The 16,481-nt window shown below is 66.6% G+C and carries 12 protein-coding genes; 8 read left to right on the top strand and 4 right to left on the bottom strand.

Features of this window, described 5'->3' with window-relative positions:
* Nucleotide 1: 1 nt before the first annotated feature.
* Nucleotides 2-1,618, bottom strand: a complete 1,617-nt coding sequence (locus ACE3TU_RS01885; RefSeq protein WP_374619494.1) for a GumC family protein — start codon at nucleotides 1,616-1,618, stop codon at nucleotides 2-4.
* A gap of 257 nt (nucleotides 1,619-1,875) precedes the next feature.
* Between ACE3TU_RS01885 and ACE3TU_RS01880 the strand changes: the two genes are divergently transcribed.
* The 3 genes from ACE3TU_RS01880 to ACE3TU_RS01870 are packed head-to-tail and all read left to right on the top strand — an operon-like array spanning nucleotide 1,876 to nucleotide 6,374.
* A complete protein-coding gene (locus tag ACE3TU_RS01880; protein WP_374619491.1) occupies nucleotides 1,876-3,141 on the top strand; it encodes a nucleotide sugar dehydrogenase in 1,266 nt (421 codons plus the stop codon).
* Nucleotides 3,138-4,403 (top strand): glycosyltransferase family 4 protein, encoded by a 1,266-nt coding sequence (locus ACE3TU_RS01875; RefSeq protein ID WP_374619485.1) that lies wholly within the window; start codon nucleotides 3,138-3,140, stop codon nucleotides 4,401-4,403. Before ACE3TU_RS01880 ends, ACE3TU_RS01875 begins: the two co-directional genes overlap by 4 nt.
* A gap of 3 nt (nucleotides 4,404-4,406) precedes the next feature.
* Nucleotides 4,407-6,374, top strand: coding sequence for a heparinase II/III family protein (locus ACE3TU_RS01870; protein WP_374619482.1), 1,968 nt, complete (start codon nucleotides 4,407-4,409; stop codon nucleotides 6,372-6,374).
* A 6-nt stretch (nucleotides 6,375-6,380) separates the two neighbouring features.
* Here ACE3TU_RS01870 and ACE3TU_RS01865 read toward each other — a convergent pair whose 3' ends face one another.
* Both ACE3TU_RS01865 and ACE3TU_RS01860 read right to left on the bottom strand, forming a co-directional pair.
* Nucleotides 6,381-7,523 (bottom strand): glycosyltransferase family 4 protein, encoded by a 1,143-nt coding sequence (locus tag ACE3TU_RS01865; RefSeq protein WP_374619479.1) that lies wholly within the window; start codon nucleotides 7,521-7,523, stop codon nucleotides 6,381-6,383.
* Nucleotides 7,524-7,535: 12 nt separating this feature from the next.
* Nucleotides 7,536-8,543 carry a lipid II:glycine glycyltransferase FemX gene (locus ACE3TU_RS01860; RefSeq protein WP_374619477.1) on the bottom strand — a complete coding sequence of 336 codons (1,008 nt, stop codon included), beginning with the start codon at nucleotides 8,541-8,543 and terminating at the stop codon, nucleotides 7,536-7,538.
* Between the two features lie 242 nt (nucleotides 8,544-8,785).
* Here ACE3TU_RS01860 and ACE3TU_RS01855 point away from each other — a divergent pair, with 242 nt between their 5' ends.
* From ACE3TU_RS01855 to ACE3TU_RS01845, 3 genes are all read left to right on the top strand, one after another.
* Nucleotides 8,786-10,057 carry a VpsF family polysaccharide biosynthesis protein gene (locus tag ACE3TU_RS01855; RefSeq protein WP_374619475.1) on the top strand — a complete coding sequence of 424 codons (1,272 nt, stop codon included), beginning with the start codon at nucleotides 8,786-8,788 and terminating at the stop codon, nucleotides 10,055-10,057.
* A gap of 137 nt (nucleotides 10,058-10,194) precedes the next feature.
* On the top strand, nucleotides 10,195-11,652 hold the full coding sequence (locus ACE3TU_RS01850; protein WP_374619472.1) for an exopolysaccharide biosynthesis polyprenyl glycosylphosphotransferase: 1,458 nt from the start codon (nucleotides 10,195-10,197) through the stop codon (nucleotides 11,650-11,652).
* Between the two features lie 19 nt (nucleotides 11,653-11,671).
* Nucleotides 11,672-12,031 carry a hypothetical protein gene (locus tag ACE3TU_RS01845; protein WP_374619469.1) on the top strand — a complete coding sequence of 120 codons (360 nt, stop codon included), beginning with the start codon at nucleotides 11,672-11,674 and terminating at the stop codon, nucleotides 12,029-12,031.
* An 8-nt stretch (nucleotides 12,032-12,039) separates the two neighbouring features.
* Here ACE3TU_RS01845 and ACE3TU_RS01840 read toward each other — a convergent pair whose 3' ends face one another.
* Nucleotides 12,040-13,203 (bottom strand): MFS transporter, encoded by a 1,164-nt coding sequence (locus ACE3TU_RS01840; RefSeq protein ID WP_374619466.1) that lies wholly within the window; start codon nucleotides 13,201-13,203, stop codon nucleotides 12,040-12,042.
* Between the two features lie 308 nt (nucleotides 13,204-13,511).
* Between ACE3TU_RS01840 and ACE3TU_RS01835 the strand changes: the two genes are divergently transcribed.
* Both ACE3TU_RS01835 and ACE3TU_RS01830 read left to right on the top strand, forming a co-directional pair.
* Entirely contained in the window at nucleotides 13,512-15,317 is a 1,806-nt protein-coding gene (locus ACE3TU_RS01835; protein ID WP_374619463.1) for an ABC transporter ATP-binding protein, read from the top strand.
* The coding region (locus tag ACE3TU_RS01830) for an ABC transporter ATP-binding protein (protein WP_374619461.1) at nucleotides 15,314-16,481 on the top strand (1,168 nt) is incomplete at its 3' end. The genes ACE3TU_RS01835 and ACE3TU_RS01830, both read left to right, overlap by 4 nt.

Raw genomic sequence — 16,481 nt, 5'->3', positions numbered from 1 at the left:
ATCAGGCGGCGAGCGGCGTCGGGTCCGGCCGCCGGCGGGCCGGTTGCCTGAGATCGCGCAGGATTCCGAGCCCCACGGCGATCAGCATGCCGAGCGCAAAGCCACCGACCGCGCCGGCCATCAGCAGGATCAGGGTCTTGGGCGGCCAGGACCGCTCGCTCGGTGGTACGGCAGGCGAGATCACCCGCACGTTGGTGGTATCGATCTGTTCGCGTTCGGCCACTTCCTTGGCCCGGCTGAGGAAGGCCTCGTAGATCGTCGTCTTGCTGGCCGCGTCGCGTTCGAGTTCGCGCAGTGCCACCAGCGCCTCGTTCTCCGAGAACACACTGGTCTTGAGTTCGTCTGCCCGCGCGGTCAGGGCGGCGAGGGCCGACCTCGCCTCGTCGAGTGTCACCTTGGCGGCGGTCACCACCCGGTCGATCTCGGCGCCGAGTTCGGCCTCGGCCACCATCAGTTCGGCATTGAGCTTGACGATGGTCGGATGCCTGGGCCCGTACACCATCGACTGGCTGTCGAGCTGGGCTCGCACGTCGGAGATGCGTGCGCGGATGCTGGTGAGCGCTGCCGAGGCCTGGGTGTCGGCCGTGGAGGCGTTGCCGCCGGCCGCGCGCAGTTCGTCGTAGGCCGACTGGGCGGCGATGACCCGCGATTGCGCTTCGACGACCTGGCCGTTCAGCTGCGTCAGGGTCTGGTTGCTCACCAGCTGGCCGGAGCTGGCCGACAGGTTGTTGGCGCGCTTGTAGGCCTCGACCCGCTCCTCGGCCTCCTTCACGTCTGCCTTCAGCTCGTCGAGCCGCTGGTTCAGCGCGTCGGCGGCGCGCGAGGCCCCGGCCGACTCGGCCGTCGCCAGTTCGTCCTGGAACGCGGCGACGATGGCCTCGGCGATGCGGACGGACTTCTGCGCGGCCTCGGACGAAACGAGCAGCGTTGCGACAAAGCTCTTCTCGTCGGCCTTGGTGGTCACCTTCTTGGTCAGCGCCGCAAGTGCGGCCAGCCGCGGGTTCGGCTCGGCCTTCTCGCCGCCGAACGGCAGCAGGGCGGAGAGCGACAAGCCCGGCGTCGGATCGTAGAACTCCTTGTCGTCGACGAGGTTCAACTCGTCCACGACGCGCAACAGCACATTGCCCGAGGTCAGAACGCGCAGCTTGCTGGCGGCATTGAGCAGTGCGGAATCGGCCTGCCCGGGCTGCTGGAACAGGTCGTCCGAGACGACCTGCAGGTTGGCCGGGTCGATCATCAGGTCCGTCGCGACGGTGAATTTGGGCGTTCCGAACACGCCATAGAGACCGCCCGCAACGGCCCCCGCCAGGGCCAGGCCGATGGCGAGTTTTCGGCCCCGGCCCATCCACGAGAACAGGCGCCCGAAGTCCAGTTCCAGGAAGTCGCCGATCTTGTTGAGCGTCACCGTTTCGACCGGGACGGCGACGGCCTCCGCAGCGATAGCGGACGCCGGCTGCGGCGCCGGGGCCTCCGGCCGTGCGGTGGACCTGCGGGCTTCCTGCAGCCGCGCGATCACCGGGTTGCGGTGTCGTCCCGTCTCCTCGGCGCCGAGCCGCGCGAAGGCGCGCGCGCCCGATCTGGCGGAGTCGGGGATCGGCCTGTCGGTGACATCGGACATGGCATGCTCTGAACTGGGTGTGGCCTGGTGCCCCCCTTATAGCGCAACCCCGGCCTCTGGTTCGCTGAATGCGCTTTGTTGGTTAAGCCGGCGGGACAATAGATTCAAGTTTAGGCATTAGGATTAACACTTGGTTCAGGGTGTGGTCTGTCGCAGCGTCCGGTAAACCGATGATCCAGAGGTCAAAGTGAGTTTACGGCGGTAAGAAAAGTCTTCCGCATCAGGCTCAGCTACCTAACTTGTCTGCGGTGCGTTCCATGAAGATTGCGGTATTTGGGCTTGGCTATGTCGGTAGTACTACTGCCGGGTGCCTTGCTAGTCGAGGTCACGAGATCATTGGCATCGATGTCAGCGAGACCAAGGTCCGCGACTTCGAGGCGGGCATTCCGCCGGTGCTCGAACCGGGTCTCGACGAACTCCTCGCCACCGCCCGTGACAACGGCTTGCTGACGGGCTCCACCGTGGTCGACAGCCTGCTCGACGATGCCGATCTCGCCCTGGTCTGCGTCGGCACCCCGAGCGCGCTCGATGGCTCGCACAATCTCAGCCATATTGCCGAGGTCTCCCGGCAGATCGCGACCGGTGTCCGTCGCGATCGCAAGAGCCGCCTGACCGTGGCGTTTCGCTCGACCATCCGTCCGGGCACCATCGACGGCCTGGTCGCACCGATCTTCCGGTCGGTCCTCGGCGAGAACTTCGGCGACCTGATCGAGCTGGTCTACAATCCCGAGTTCCTGCGGGAATCCTCGGCCATCGCCGATTTCTTCAATCCGCCCAAGATCGTCGTCGGCACCGTCGACGGGCGGCCGTCTCCCACCATGGACCGGATGCACGAGGGCCTGCAGGCGCAGACCTTTCACGTCGGCTACCGCGAAGCGGAACTGACCAAGTTCGTCGACAACTCCTGGCACGCGGTCAAGATCGCCTTCGCCAACGAGATCGGCCGCATTTGCCAGCAGCTCGAGATCAGCGCCACCAAGGTGCACGAGATCTTCGTGTCCGACACCAAGCTCAACATCTCGCCGTACTATACCCGGCCGGGCGGGGCGTTCGGCGGCTCGTGCCTGCCCAAGGACGTGCGGGCGCTGCAGCACATCTCCAACGATATCGGCGCCAACACGCATCTGCTCGACGCGGTCCTGCGCACCAACGAGGCGCACAAGCACTACCAGTTCGATCACATCGTGCGGAACCTGCCCAAGGGGGCCCGGGTGCTGATGCTCGGCCTCGCCTTCAAGGCCAATACCGACGATCTGCGGGAAAGCCCCAATGTCGACCTGGCGCGGCGACTGATCACCGCGGGCTACAATGTGTCGATCTACGATTCCGGTCTCGATGCCCGCAAGCTGGTCGGCCAGAACCTCGGCTATGCCTATTCGCAGCTGCCCAAGATCGGCGAATTGCTGATCGACCGGGAAGAAGCGGAGGGCGGGGAGTTCGATCTGGTGGTCGCCGCGAACGGCCTGCAGCGGGGGCTTGCCCTGCGCTCGGGCAACGTGATCGACGTGAGCACCATTCCATGAACGCGATCGCTGCTCTTTCGCCTGCAGCGACCGTCGCCCGGACCGACCGCGACATTCTCGCCGAGACCCCGCTCGCTGGCAGGAAGGTTCTCATCATCGTCGAGAACCTGCCGGTGCCGTTCGACCGCCGTGTCTGGCTGGAGGCGACCACGCTTAGAAAGGCTGGCGCGGAGGTCAGCGTGATCTGTCCGATGGCCAAGGGGTACGAGGCGCGTCACGAGGTGATCGACGGCATCCACGTCTACCGCCACCCGCTGCCTGCCGAAGGCAGGGGGCCGATCGGCTACCTCACCGAATACGGCGCAGCGCTGTTCTGGGAAACCGTGCTGGCTTTCAAGGTGCTGCGCGAGCGCGGCTTCGACGTCATCCACGCCTGCAATCCGCCCGATCTCATCTTTCTCGTCGCACTGCTGTTCAAGCCGTTCGGCAAGCGCTTCGTGTTCGATCACCACGACATCAACCCGGAGCTCTACGAGGCCAAGTTCGGCCGGCGCGACCTGTTCTGGCGGCTGATGGTGCTGCTCGAGCGGCTGACCTTTGCCGTGGCAGACGTGTCGATCGCCACCAATCACAGCTACCGCGACATCGCGCTCGAGCGTGGCGGCATGCGGCCGGACAACGTCTTTGTGGTACGCAGCGGTCCTGATCTGGGCAAGATCAAGCCGGTCGCGCCCCATGCGCGCTGGAAGAACGGGCGGCAGCACCTCGTCGGCTATGTCGGGGTGATGGGTGCGCAGGAGGGCATCGATCTGCTGCTCGAGGCGGCAAGCGACATCGTCGTCCGGCAGGGCCGAACCGATATCCAGTTCTGCATCGCCGGCAGCGGTCCCGAACTCGATCAGCTGCGGGCCCGGGTCGTCGCACTCGGCCTCTCGGACTTCGTCACGATGCCCGGCCGGATCAGCGATGCCGATCTGTTCGAAATGCTCTCGACCGCCGACGTCTGCGTCAATCCGGACCGCGTCAATCCGATGAACGACAAGTCGACGATGAACAAGATCCTCGAATACATGGCGTTCGGCAAGCCGATCGTGCAGTTCGAGGTGACCGAGGGACGCTACTCGGCGGGCGAGGCCTCGCTCTATGCCCGGCCGAATGATCCGGCCGACATGGCCAGGCAGATCCTGACGCTGCTTGCCGACCCGGCACTGTGTGTCCGTATGGGGCGGTTGGGTCGCGAGCGCGTCGAGGAGAGGTTCAGCTGGAGCCATCAGGTCCGCCCGCTGGTTGCCGCCTATCAGCGGGCCCTGTCGAGGGCCTGAGCCATGTCGCTGGCGTGGTATATCCATCGGTTGCGGGCCATGAGCGTGGGCGAACTCGCCCACCGGGTGGCCGAAAAACTCAAGAAAGAGCGGGCGCGCGGCCGGCTCGAGGGCTGGGGGCGCTATCCGGGGGCGGAGGTACTGCCGCTGCCGGGCCTGCGCGAGCAGCTGCTGACGGCGCCCGACACTCTCCGTCAAGCCATTGCTGCAGCTGCGGAAAACGCGCTGTCCGGCCGCTACGCCGCGCTCGGCGTCGCCTGGCCGTCACGCGGCAGCGATGCGCTCTTTCCCGCTGAAGTCTGGCGGCTCGATCCGGTGACCGGCGGTCTCTGGCCGAGCGCCGAGGCCTATTGCTTTGACATCGCCTACAGGCACGAGCGACAGCTTGGCGACATCAAGTACGTGTGGGAGTTCAACCGCCTGCAGTTCCTGCAGCCGCTCGCGGCGCACGTGCTGCTGTGCTCCGATGCGGCGAGCCTTGCCGCCATCGAGGCGGCCATCGGCAGCTGGTACCAGGGCAACCCGCCGTTCCGCGGGCTGGGCTGGAACTCCGGCATAGAGGTGGCCCTGAGGGCGATCTCGCTCCTCGTCGTCGTGTCGCTGGTCGGCGAGCGGCTGTCGCACGAGTGTCGGAGGCAAGTCGGTTCGATCCTCGCGGCGAGCGCCGCCTGGCTCGAGCGCTTTCCGTCGCGCTTCTCGTCGGCCAACAACCACCTGATCGCCGAACTCGCCGGGGAATTCCTCATCGGGCTGGCGATGCCCGGTCTCGGCCGGGCGTCCCGTCTCGTCTCCTCGGCTCGCCCCAGGCTCGTCGCCGAGGCGACCCGCCAGATCCTCGTCGACGGCGTGCCGGCCGAGCAATCGCCCACCTATGGTGCCTTCACGGCCGAGTTCCTGCTGTTGTGCGCCGCGGTCGCGGAGGGCGCCGGACAGCCGCTTCCGCCCGCGCTTACCGACCGGCTCGGCGCGTTCGCCGCGTTCATCGGCTGGATCGCGCTCGACGACGGCACCGTTCCCGCCATCGGGGATGACGACGAAGGACGCGTGCTGACCCTCGGCGGCCACGAGACCGCCTATGCTGGCTCGGTCGCCAATGCGATTGCCGGCTTTCTCGGGCGGGGAGCTTGGACGACGGTGCCCCCCGGCTTCCGCGAAGCCCTGCTCGGCCGCCCGGCCGCAACACAACTGCCGGTGCCGCGCGGGCTGCAGGTCTTTGCCGCGGGCGGCTACTCGGTCGTCAACGAGCAGGTCGGCGGTCGTCGGCTCAACCTTGTCTTCGATCACGGCCCGCTGGGCTACCTGTCGATCGCGGCGCACGGTCATGCCGATGCGCTGGCGCTGACGCTGGCCGTTGACGGCAAGCCTGTACTGGTCGATCCCGGCACCTACCTGTACCACTCGGGCGGTGCCTGGCGCGACTGGTTCCGCGGCAGCCGGGCGCACAATACCCTGACCATCGCCGATGCCGACCAGAGTACGATATCCGGCGCCTTCAACTGGTCGCACAAGGCGACCTGCCGTCTCGAGCACCACCGCGCCGGCTCCCATTGGAGCCTTGCGGCCAGCCATGATGGCTACCTGAAGCGCTTCGGGATCGTGCATCGCCGCAGCCTCGAGCGGGTTGAGGATCGCCTCGTCATCACCGACCAACTCCTCGGTGCGGCGGCGCGGCCGGCCCGGCTCGCCTTCCAGCTCGCCCCCGACCTCGATGCGAGCGTCGCCGGCCACGAGGTGGTTGTCCGCAGGGACGGGAGCACGGTGCTGACCCTCGCCTTCGAGCCGGGCGAACTGTCGATCGATCGCGGCCTCGCCGGGGGGGCGGGCTGGGTCTCGCCGGCCTTCGGCTCCCGGGTTCAGGCGAACTGCATCGTCTGGAAGGGTGTCGTCGGCGCTTCGGGCCGTCGTGTCGCCGTCCGGCCCGAGCCTGTGGCCGGAAACTCCGGCGTCACCCGCCGCTTCGAGACCGTGTAGGCCGGATCAGCCGCGCCCGACCGCCGCGCGAAGCGTCGTGCCGCTCGGCTCGGCGACTCGCGTCGACCGGGCGACGCCTTCGACCACATCCCGATACCGCTCGACCAGGGCCGGCACCAGCCGTTCGCCGGTGAACTGCTCGAGGATGCGCCGACGTGCGGCCTCGGACATCCCTCGCCAGTCGCCGCCCGCGAGAACCGTTTCGATTGCGGCGGCATAGTCCTTGCCGGTCGCCGTGATGTCGAGGACGATCCCGGTATCGGCGATCACCTGCCGGTTGAAGCCATTGTCGGCCGCCACCGGCACGAGGCCCTGGCTCATTGCTTCGGTGAGGGCGTTGGAATGGCCCTCGCCCCGGTGCCGGGTCGGGAAGACGAAGAAGTGACTGTCGTGCAGATGCGCGGGAACCTCCGCATGCGGCACGGCCCCGAGCCAACTCACCGGGAGGTCCGCAGTGTCGACCTGCAGCCGGTCCAGATAGGCCTCGTCGCCGCGCCCGATGACCTTGAGCTGGACCTGCCGTCCATGGGCCTGCAGCGCGCGCACGCAGTCGATGGCGACCTCGATACCCTTTTCCGGCACGATGCGGCCGAGGAAGACGAGATTGATGCGTGTCGAGGGCATGGCGGGGCTCTGCCCCACCGTTCCGGCGTCGACATAGTTGGGCAGATAGAGTGCGTTCCGCCCGCGCACGTCGTCGAGCTCCAGATAGGTCTCGCCTTCGACGCAGACGAGATCGGCGGCCGCGAGGATGCGCTTCAGCGCGGCCCGGCGCAGCCGGCTCGGGCTCGCCACATCCTCGGCGATGGCGCCGGCCCGCAGGTCGACGACCAGCCTCGCGCCGCGGCGGCGGGCGAGCTGGCACAGGATGTACTCGGCCAGCATGAACTGGCGACGCAGCGGGGTGATGTGGAACACGTCCCAGCGCTCGGCGCCCGTCGCGATGCGCCAGGCCAAACCGGCGAAGCCGGTGCCATATGCCATGAGTTTCCGCCAGGCCGGCTTCCGCTCCGGCGCGTACGGCAACTCGATGACGGCAAGGCCGGTGCGGCGAAGATCGTCGATCAGCCGGCGGTTGGCGGCTTCGAAGCCCCCCCGTGCCGGCTCCCCGGAGGCCGCGATAGGGCCGCAATAGGCGATGGTCAGCATCAGGTCTGGTCCCTACAAACCGACATATTCCCCGAGCAGGAAGTACTCCGTCCCGTTCATCCCGCTCTTGAAGCTCGAGAAGCCCTTGTCGCTGTTGATGCCGCCGACGTCGTAGGTCAGGCAGCCACGACGCTGCATCTCCTGGATGGCGCCCCAGGTGATGGCGTTGCCGGCCTTCACCTTGCGGCCGGCATCGCCGAACCAGGCGACGATGGAGTCCGCGGCGGTGCCGAACTTCAGCATCACGAGGCCCGCAACCGGTTCGCCCTCATGCAGGGCCTGCAGCAGGACGTAGTCCGATCCGGCGCCCTTGCGCAGTTCGCGCAGGAACGTCGCGTCGTGTCCGGTGAAGCCCTTCTCGGCCATGTTCTGCAGGTGACGGTCGATCATCCACTCGTGTTCGGCTTCGCCGTCGACGACACGCACCGTCACCCCCGCCTTGTCGGCGGCGCGAATGGCCTTGCGCCAGCTATGCTCGAAGCTCTGGAACACCGCGTCGATCTGCTGGCGGAGGTCGAGACGGGCCGAGCCCCAGCCATTGCCCCTGCGCGGTCGGAAGCCGGCCCGCGCCATGATCACGCGATTCTCTTCCGTGTCCAGCAGGGCAGGAGCGAGGAGCAGGACGCCGAACGGTAGCCGGCCCCAGCGATTGCGCACGGCGCGATAGACATCGGTCACCAGTTGCGCGGTCGGGTTGGCCACCAGCAGCATCGGTCCGCGATTGATGCGGGTCGCCACCCGCACGCCGAGGATGCGCTTTTCGAGGGCCTGCACCACCGCCACCGGTCGACCGGCCTGGGTCAGCAACTGGCGGCTCACGTGCCAGCCGGATGCCGCCTTGGCCGCGCCGTAGGCGAAGCCCTGCACGCTGTGCGCGCAGTCGGCCTGCTCGAGCAGTTCTCCCCATCGCCGGGGATCGGCGATGCTCTCGAAGGCGACGCTGCCGTGGTGGTCGAGGCCCGCACTGAAGCGCTCCTCCGCGGGAAAGCTCGATGGCTGGAGGTGTAGGGCGTGGGACATGAGGTCTTCGGGATTTTCGGTCGTTCACAGCCTACCCGGCGGCACGCGACCGAACCAACGCCAAGTGCCCGGATGATTAATGGCGGAGGGCCGGCGAGGGCCGTCCTCTTGGCGCGCGCGGTTAAGGATAGGATCATGGCCGCCGCGCCATGTCGGCGTCCTCGTGCTATTCGCCAGTTTGGCACAGGTTCGCTGCAGCGATCGCATCGGGACCTGGTCGCTGCAACCGGAGACGGCGAGACGTGAGTTCTTCCGCCATCGCGACCGACATCACCTCCGATACCACCCGACGGGCCAACGCGGTTTCGCTCGCGCTGTTCCTCGCCATCTTCGTTGCCCTCGCCGTCCGCATCTGCGTTCCCCCGGCAACGCTCGACGGATTGTACAACTATGTCAGCGAGGGCGGCGCGTTCTACGAGAAGATGCACCTGGGAACCTATCTGCTGGTGCTGCTGCTGCCGGTGGCGCTGTTCACCCGCCCGGTGTTCCTGCGCGGTCGGGAAATCGCAGCGTTTCGCGATCTGGTGCGCTTCTTCGCTCTGCTGACCCTGCTGGTCGGCTTCCTCGTCGCCACCGGGCGGGCAGAAGCGATCGGCAATCTCGTCGACACCTATCTCGCCGCCGGCGCAGCCGGCCTGGTCCTGCTGGCGCAGAACCCCTCCTATCGGCGACGGCTCGGGGATGCCGTGCTGTTGTTCGTCCTCGTCAGCGCGGCCATGGGGATCTTCGAGGCGGTCACCCGCATCCGCTTCTTCCCCTTTGTCGAGGGGGAGGCGGCCTTCCGCCCCACCGGCCTTGCCGGTCATCCGCTGATGCTGGGCCTGTGGTGCGCCAGCGCGATCGCCTTCGTGCCGCTTACCGGCTGGAAGCCTTGGGTGAAGACTGCCGCGATGCTGCTGCTCTTCGTCGCCACTGCTGCGGCAGGTGCACGTTTCGCGCTGATCGTGGCGACGGCCGAGGTTCTGGCCCTCGTGCTGCTGGTGCCGTGGTCCTCGCTCAAGCCCGCGACCGAGCGCAAGGCGAAGCTCGCCGTGCTGGTGCTGGTGCTCTCCGGCGGCGCTGTCCTGATTGGCGTACTGGCGGCGGGCGGCCTGCTGTCGCGCTTCTCGGACGGCGTGGTCGACCAGAACTTCTTCGCCCGCACCGACATCTACCGGATCTTCGACCACGTCAGCTGGCAAGAGGTGATGTTCGGCAAGGATGCGGTGGAACTGCTGAAGATCGCCAACGACAAGCTGCGGCTCCCCTTCATCGAGTCGACGCCTGTCGAGCTGACCTTCCAGCTCGGCCTGATCCTCGCCGTCCCGTTCGCGCTGCTGGTCATCTGGCTCCTGCTGCGCCTCCTTCGCGGCCAGCCACGCACCGCCTGGATCGGCACCGGAGTCTTCCTCACTGTCGCGCTCTCCAACAACACGCTCAGCCAGAAGACTGCGGTCGTGACGTTGATCTTCGTGATGATCGTCGCCTACCTCCAGGCGGTGCCGCCGCGAACGGCCCGGATGGCCGGGCGCTGAAGCGAAACCGGTTCAGGACCCGCAGTTAACCCTGGCTTAACCCTGCGATTGGGTACGGAACATTGTCCGTGCTAAGTCCCTCATCGAGTAGCAGGCGTGAAAACTCCTGCAATGCCAACAATTTGAGGCAAATCGTCGTGGCGCAGGAACAGTTCGGACTGGGGCATCGGATCGAACGGCGGAGTGCGCCGCGTCACACCTCCAGCCACCAGGTTCTGACCTGGGGTCTCGGGCTGGCGGAAGGGGCGCTGGCCAGCCTCACCATGCTGGTTCCGGCGCTGCTCTACCACGCCGTGCTGCTGCGGGTTCCGGCAAACGAGGTGCCCTTCGAGCTCTATGGGGCGTATTCGACCCTTGTCGGGGTGCTCTACGGCGCGTTCTCCGTCTCCTCCGCATCGCGCTTCCTCACCCGCTCGGAGCGCCAGCACAACATCGTCGCCGACGCGGCACTTGGCTGGACAGCGGCTTTCGCCATCGCGCTGTTCGGCGCCTTTCTCGCCGGCGTCGCGGGTGATCTGTCGCGCGTCTCGCTGAGCTCGGCCTATCTCGTTGGCGTGCCTGTCCTGCTCTTCGCGCGCAACGTCGCGTATGCCCGGCTGGGGGCCCGCATCAGCACCGGACGGCTGCAGTATCAGAAGGTCTCCGTGATCGGGGCACGGGGCGATGTGGTCCGTTTCCTGCTCAACGGCAACCTCTGGAAGTCGGGCTATCAGCTCGCCGGCACGCTCTATGTCGATGAACTGCGCGGGCCCGATGGCCGCATCCCGTCCAGCGCCATCGTCGAGTTCGCCCAGCACTGGCTGGCGCGGGGGTCCGAGAACATCGTGTTCGTCGGCGAACTTGGCGACATCGACGGCCTGGAACGCATCGTCGGCGAACTGAAGCGCTTTGCCATCAACGTCGTTTGTGCGCCCGCCACCAGCAATACCAGCTTCAAGTTCCTCGATGTGGTGCCGATCGGGCCGAACAATGCGCTGCGCTTCCTCAGAAAACCGATGAGCGACGGTGCCGTGCTGCTGAAGCGGGCCTTCGATCTTGCCGGCGCGAGCTTGGGCCTGCTGCTGCTCGCCCCGCTGCTCCTCCTGGTCGCCGTGCTTATCAAGCTCGACAGCCGCGGCCCGGTCTTCTACCGGCAGGAGCGGCGCGGCTTCAACGGCGAGACCTTCTTCATCTGGAAGTTCCGCTCGATGACGGTAACCGAATCCGGCCGCAAGATGACGCAGGTGCGCGTCGGTGACCGGCGCATCACTCGTGTGGGCGCCATCATCCGCAAGACCTCGATCGACGAGCTGCCGCAGTTGTTCAACGTGTTGCGTGGCGAGATGAGCCTTGTCGGGCCGCGTCCGCATGCACTCGTGCACGATGATGAACTGGGCGAACAACTGGCCAGCTACGCGCACCGGCAGCGCATCAAGCCCGGCATCACCGGCTGGGCCCAGGTCAACGGCTATCGCGGCGAAACCACCACCTTCGAACAGATCGAGGGCCGCACCCGGCATGATCTCTACTACATCGACAACTGGTCGATCTTCTTCGACTGCTGGATTGTCATCCTCACCGTGTTCTCGCCGAAAACCCGTCGCAACGCCGTCTGAAAACGGCTATGCGTTGCCGATGACGTCGCGGTTTCTTCCCATATTCGCCTGGCTGCTGCTGGCTGCGGTTGCGGTGGTGACCATTGCCCCGATCGGGTTCCGGCCAGTGACGTCCTTGTCGGCCAATGCCGAGCGTTTCCTGACCTTCGGCCTCGTCGGCTTCGCCTTCGCGCTGGCCTATCCGCGCCACCTGGCACTGATCATTTTGGTGGTGCTGGCGGCCGCGGTCGGGTTCGAGTTGCTCCAGGCGCTGCAGTCGACGCGCCATGCGCGGCTGCCGGACATGGGCATCAAGCTGATCGGTGGTGGCGTCGGTATCGCGACGGGCCTGCTGGCAAACCGGCTATGGCACCGGGTCGCCGCGCGGCGGGCAGGGTAGGCAGCCCGTCAGGGCCGGCCCTCCCCGTCACCCCTCGGAACGCGGCGCCAGATCACCAGCGACAGCGCCACCAGCGGGGCACCGATCAGGGGCAGCGTCATCGCACCCAGTCCGTCGAGCACCGCGCCGCCCAGTGCCGCGGCGATGGCCATGCCGATCTGGAAGGCCGACATGTTGAGCGAGATGGCGACGGGCACTGCGGTGGGCGCGATCTGCGCCATGTGGCTCGCCACCGCGATCGAATAGGTGCGCACCACGAAGCCCTGCGCGCCGACCGTCAGCATCAGGGCCGGCAGCGAGAGGTCCCCCGGCACATGCGGCAGCAGGACGAAGATCGCCATGACCGCGATCACCGCCACCCCGGCGATCGATGCCGTGCGCTTGCTGCCGAACCGGTCAGACATTCGTCCGGCCGTCGCGCTGCAGGCGATGGCGCCGACGCCGCCGGCCAGCAGGACCAGGGGAAGGGCCTCGTAGCCGACATGGGCGGCGGTGAGCAGCGCGCTGATATAGACCATCAGCGGTGCCGAGCCGATCATGAAGACCAACGTGGACAGCAGCGCGGTGCCAATTCCCGGGTTGCGCAGCACCCGCAGGCGCTCGCCGATGGTCATGGTGTCGCCGGGCATGCCGCGCGGCAGCCGTACATAGAGGGCCAGCGCGGCGAGGGAGGCCATGATCGCCAGCGCAGCATACTCGAAACGCCAGCCGAGATTGGCGGCCAACAGCGCGCCGAGTGGCACTCCGGCCAGCGATGCGATGGCCTGGCCCATGCTGATCACCTGCATGTAGCGGCCACGCTGCCCCGGCGGGGCAATCATCGCCGCTGTCGCCATCGCGGTCCCGGTGTAAGTGCCGGCCGCCACGGCCAGCACCGTGCGCACCAGCACGAGGCCCTCGAACCACGGCATCAAAACGATCGCCAGCGCACACATGGCCAGGGCGAATTCCGACCACGCGAGGATGCGCCGTCGACCGACGCCGCCGAGCAGAAGCGCCAGGAGTGGTGGGCCGAAGGCGTAGGCCAGCGAGTAGAACAGCACCAATAGGCCGGCCTGTCCGAGGCTGACTTCCAGGTCTGCACTGATCAAAGGCAGGATGCCGGCGATCAGCCCGCCTTCGATGGCGCCGACGAAGGCCGCCACCGCGAGCCAGAACACCCGAGAATCCATGATTTCTCCCCGCTGGTACACATAGCGGGCTCTTCCGCACATTGGGAGAGGCATGTCCGAGCTTTGGCGCCGCAGGTCGGCGTCACCCGCGCGGAGACCGACGCGTCTGCCCGTCGCCAGAACAACCGTGCGGTTTTTCTGCATATCTGCCTTGAACCAGTCGCAAATCGGCGTAACAGAATAGTTCTTCCTTTGGTTCTTGCGGGCCGAGTCTGCCGCCTCCGGCGAGGGCGGGCCCTACTCACATGTCTGGATCAGCAAGATTGAGCTCTCGTGCTCCGAGCAGCACCCGTCCGGCCGGCGGGGCAATGTCACATGTTGCGGCGGTGCACGCGGGCAAAGGCTTGGGAACGCTCTGGCGCATCATGGTGCTGACGCTGCGCCACCCGGTGCAGATGTGGGTCACGGTCGGCGCCACCGTGATCGCCTGTGCGCTGCAATTGCTGGTGCCCAGACTTCTCGGTCAGGCCGTCGATCAGGCGGAGGGCGTGCTGGGTGGCGGCGTGGGCGCCACCGATGCGCTGTGGGGCACGGCGCTGCTGCTCCTCGTGGTGTCGATCGGGCGCGGCATCTTCACCATGGTGCACAACTACTATGGCGAGGCCGTCGGCCACCACACGGCTTACGAGCTGCGCATGGCGGTCTACGAGAAGATCCAGCGGCTGAGTTTTTCCTATCACGACAAGGTCCACACCGGCGACCTGATCACGGTGGGCATGATCGATCTCGAAGGCGTGCGCATGTTCTTTGCCACGGGCGTGCTGCGCGTTGTGCTGCTCGGCATCCTCATTGGGGTCGGAGCCTACATGATGATCAGCACCGACTGGCTGCTCGGGTTGCTCGCCCTGAGCTTCGTGCCGTTCGTCGCCTGGAGTTCGTCGGTGGCGCAGCTCAGGCTGCGTGCCACCTGGCTGAGACTGCAGGAATTGCTGCAGAACGTGTCGCGGGTGCTCGAGGAGAATCTGGGCGGCATCCGCGTGGTGCGCGCCTTCGCCGGACAGAAGCACGAGATGGCAAAGTTCGATGCCGCCTCGGATGCCGCGCTCAAGCTCGCCCACCGGCGCGTCGACATCCGCGTCAACTCCACGTCGGCGATGAACTTCTCCTTCCTCGCTGCCATGTGCCTGGTGCTCTGGGTGGGCGGCGAGAAGGTGATCGGCGGGGAAATGACGGTCGGCACGCTGGCTGCGTTCCTCACCTTCATGACCATCCTGCAGATGCCGGTGCGTCAGCTCGGCCTGCTCGTCAACTCTTTCGCCCGGGCCTCCACCTGCGGCAATCGCCTGTTCGCCTTTCTCGACCTCGAGATCGAGATCAAGGACGAGCCCGGTGCCAAGGACCTCAGGCTCACCGATGGCACGCTGCGCTTCGAGAACGTCGATTTCGCCTATCCGAGTGCCCCGTTCCGTCCGGTGCTGACCGGCGTGAGCTTCGAGGCGAAGCGCGGTCAGACGGTCGGCATCGTCGGGCGGCCGGGCTCGGGCAAGTCGACCATCGCCCACCTGATCCCGCGCTTCTACGACGTCACCGGCGGGCGGGTCACCATTGACGGGCAGGACGTGCGGGCGCTGACTCTCGACAGCCTGCGGCAGGCGGTGGCCGTGGTGCAGCAGGACAGCTTCTTGTTCACCACCAATATCGAGAACAACATCGCCTACGGCGACCCATGGGCAAAGGAGACTCGCATCGCGCGCTCCGCCGAGTTCGCGCAGTTGCACAACTACATCATCGGCCTGCCGACGGGCTACGACACCATCGTGGGCGAGCGCGGCGTGTCGCTGTCGGGTGGACAGCGCCAACGGCTCAATATCGCCCGCTCGCTGATGCTGCGCCCAACCATCATGGTGTTCGACGATTCGACCGCCGCGGTCGATGCGGGGACCGAGCAGCGTATCCGCACAGCCATGAAGCGCTTCGCCAAGGATCGCGTCACCCTCATCATCTCGCACCGGCTCAGTTCACTGATGCATGCCGATCAGATCCTGTTCGTCGAGGACGGACGCATCGTCGAGCGCGGCACGCATGCCGAGCTACTCGCCCTCGGGGGGCGCTATCGGGCACTCTATGACCTGCAGGTGCGCCCCGGCGACGATCACCAAGAGGCCGCGCAATGACCGACGCCGCTGTCCCCGAGGACGACGAGAGCGAGGACCGCCGGCGCCGCCCGCCGCGCGCCGTCGTCGGCTCGAGCCTCGACAAGGAAGAAGAGATCTTCGGCAAGGCCTACGATCCGAGGATCGTCAGGCGCATCTGGGCCTTCGTGAAGCCCTACCGGAGCCAGATCTACATCTCGGTCGCGGCGGTGCTCCTGTTCACCCTGACACAGCTGGCGCTGCCGCTGATCATCCGTTTTGCCATCGACCACGGCATGGCACGGGGCGGCGGCGGACGCGCCGTGCTGCTCTGGACCGTCGTCGGGTTCGCCGCGACGATCGTGATCAATTTCGGTGCCAGCTGGGTGCAGGAAACGGTGGTCGGCAAGGCGGCCGAGAACGTGCTGTTCGACATGCGCCGCGCGATGATCGCGCACCTGCAGCGCGTATCGCTGAGCTGGATGGACAAGACGGAAGTCGGCCGGTTGATGTCGCGCCTGATGGGCGACGTCAATTCCATGCAGGAATTCCTGGAAACTTCCGTGCTTTCGGTCGGCGACATTGTCCTGCTGTTCGGCATTGTCGGGGTTCTGCTCTGGCTCGATCCGGTGCTCGGGCTGATCACCATGGCGACCATGCCGATCCTGTTCATCGTCCGCCTGTTCTGGCTGCCGCCGGCCAAGAAGAGCTTCATGGACGCACACCACACCAATTCGGCCGCCAATGGAGCGCTGGCCGAGGGCATCAACGGTGTGCGCACGGTGCAGAGTCTCGACCGGCAGAAGGTCAATTTCGACCTCTACGAGGAGAAGGCCCGCGCCAACCTCCTCAGCCACCTGCGCGCGGCCAAGTTCGCCCAGGTGATGGTGCCGATCGTCGATACGCTGACCGGCATCTCGATGGCGACCGTCATCGTCGTGGGCGGACAGATGGTGCTGGGCAAGACGCTCGACGTTGGCGTCATGGTGGCATTCCTGTTCTACATCCAGCGCTTCTTCGATCCGATCCGCTCGCTCACGATGCAGTACTCGGTTTTCCAGCGCGCCATGAGCTCCGGCCAGCGCATCACCGAGGTGCTCGATGTGCCGGTCTCCATCGCCGACAAGCCGGATGCGGTCGCGCTGACCGCCGACATGGATGGGTCCGTCGAGTTCAGGGAGGTGACGTTCGGCTACCGCAAGAACC

The sequence above is a fragment of the Devosia sp. genome (assembly GCF_041917035.1).
Classification (GTDB): Bacteria; Pseudomonadota; Alphaproteobacteria; order Rhizobiales; family Devosiaceae; genus Devosia_A.
The sequence above is the reverse complement of the archived record's forward strand: the minus strand, read 5'-3'. Positions and strand labels throughout refer to the sequence as shown.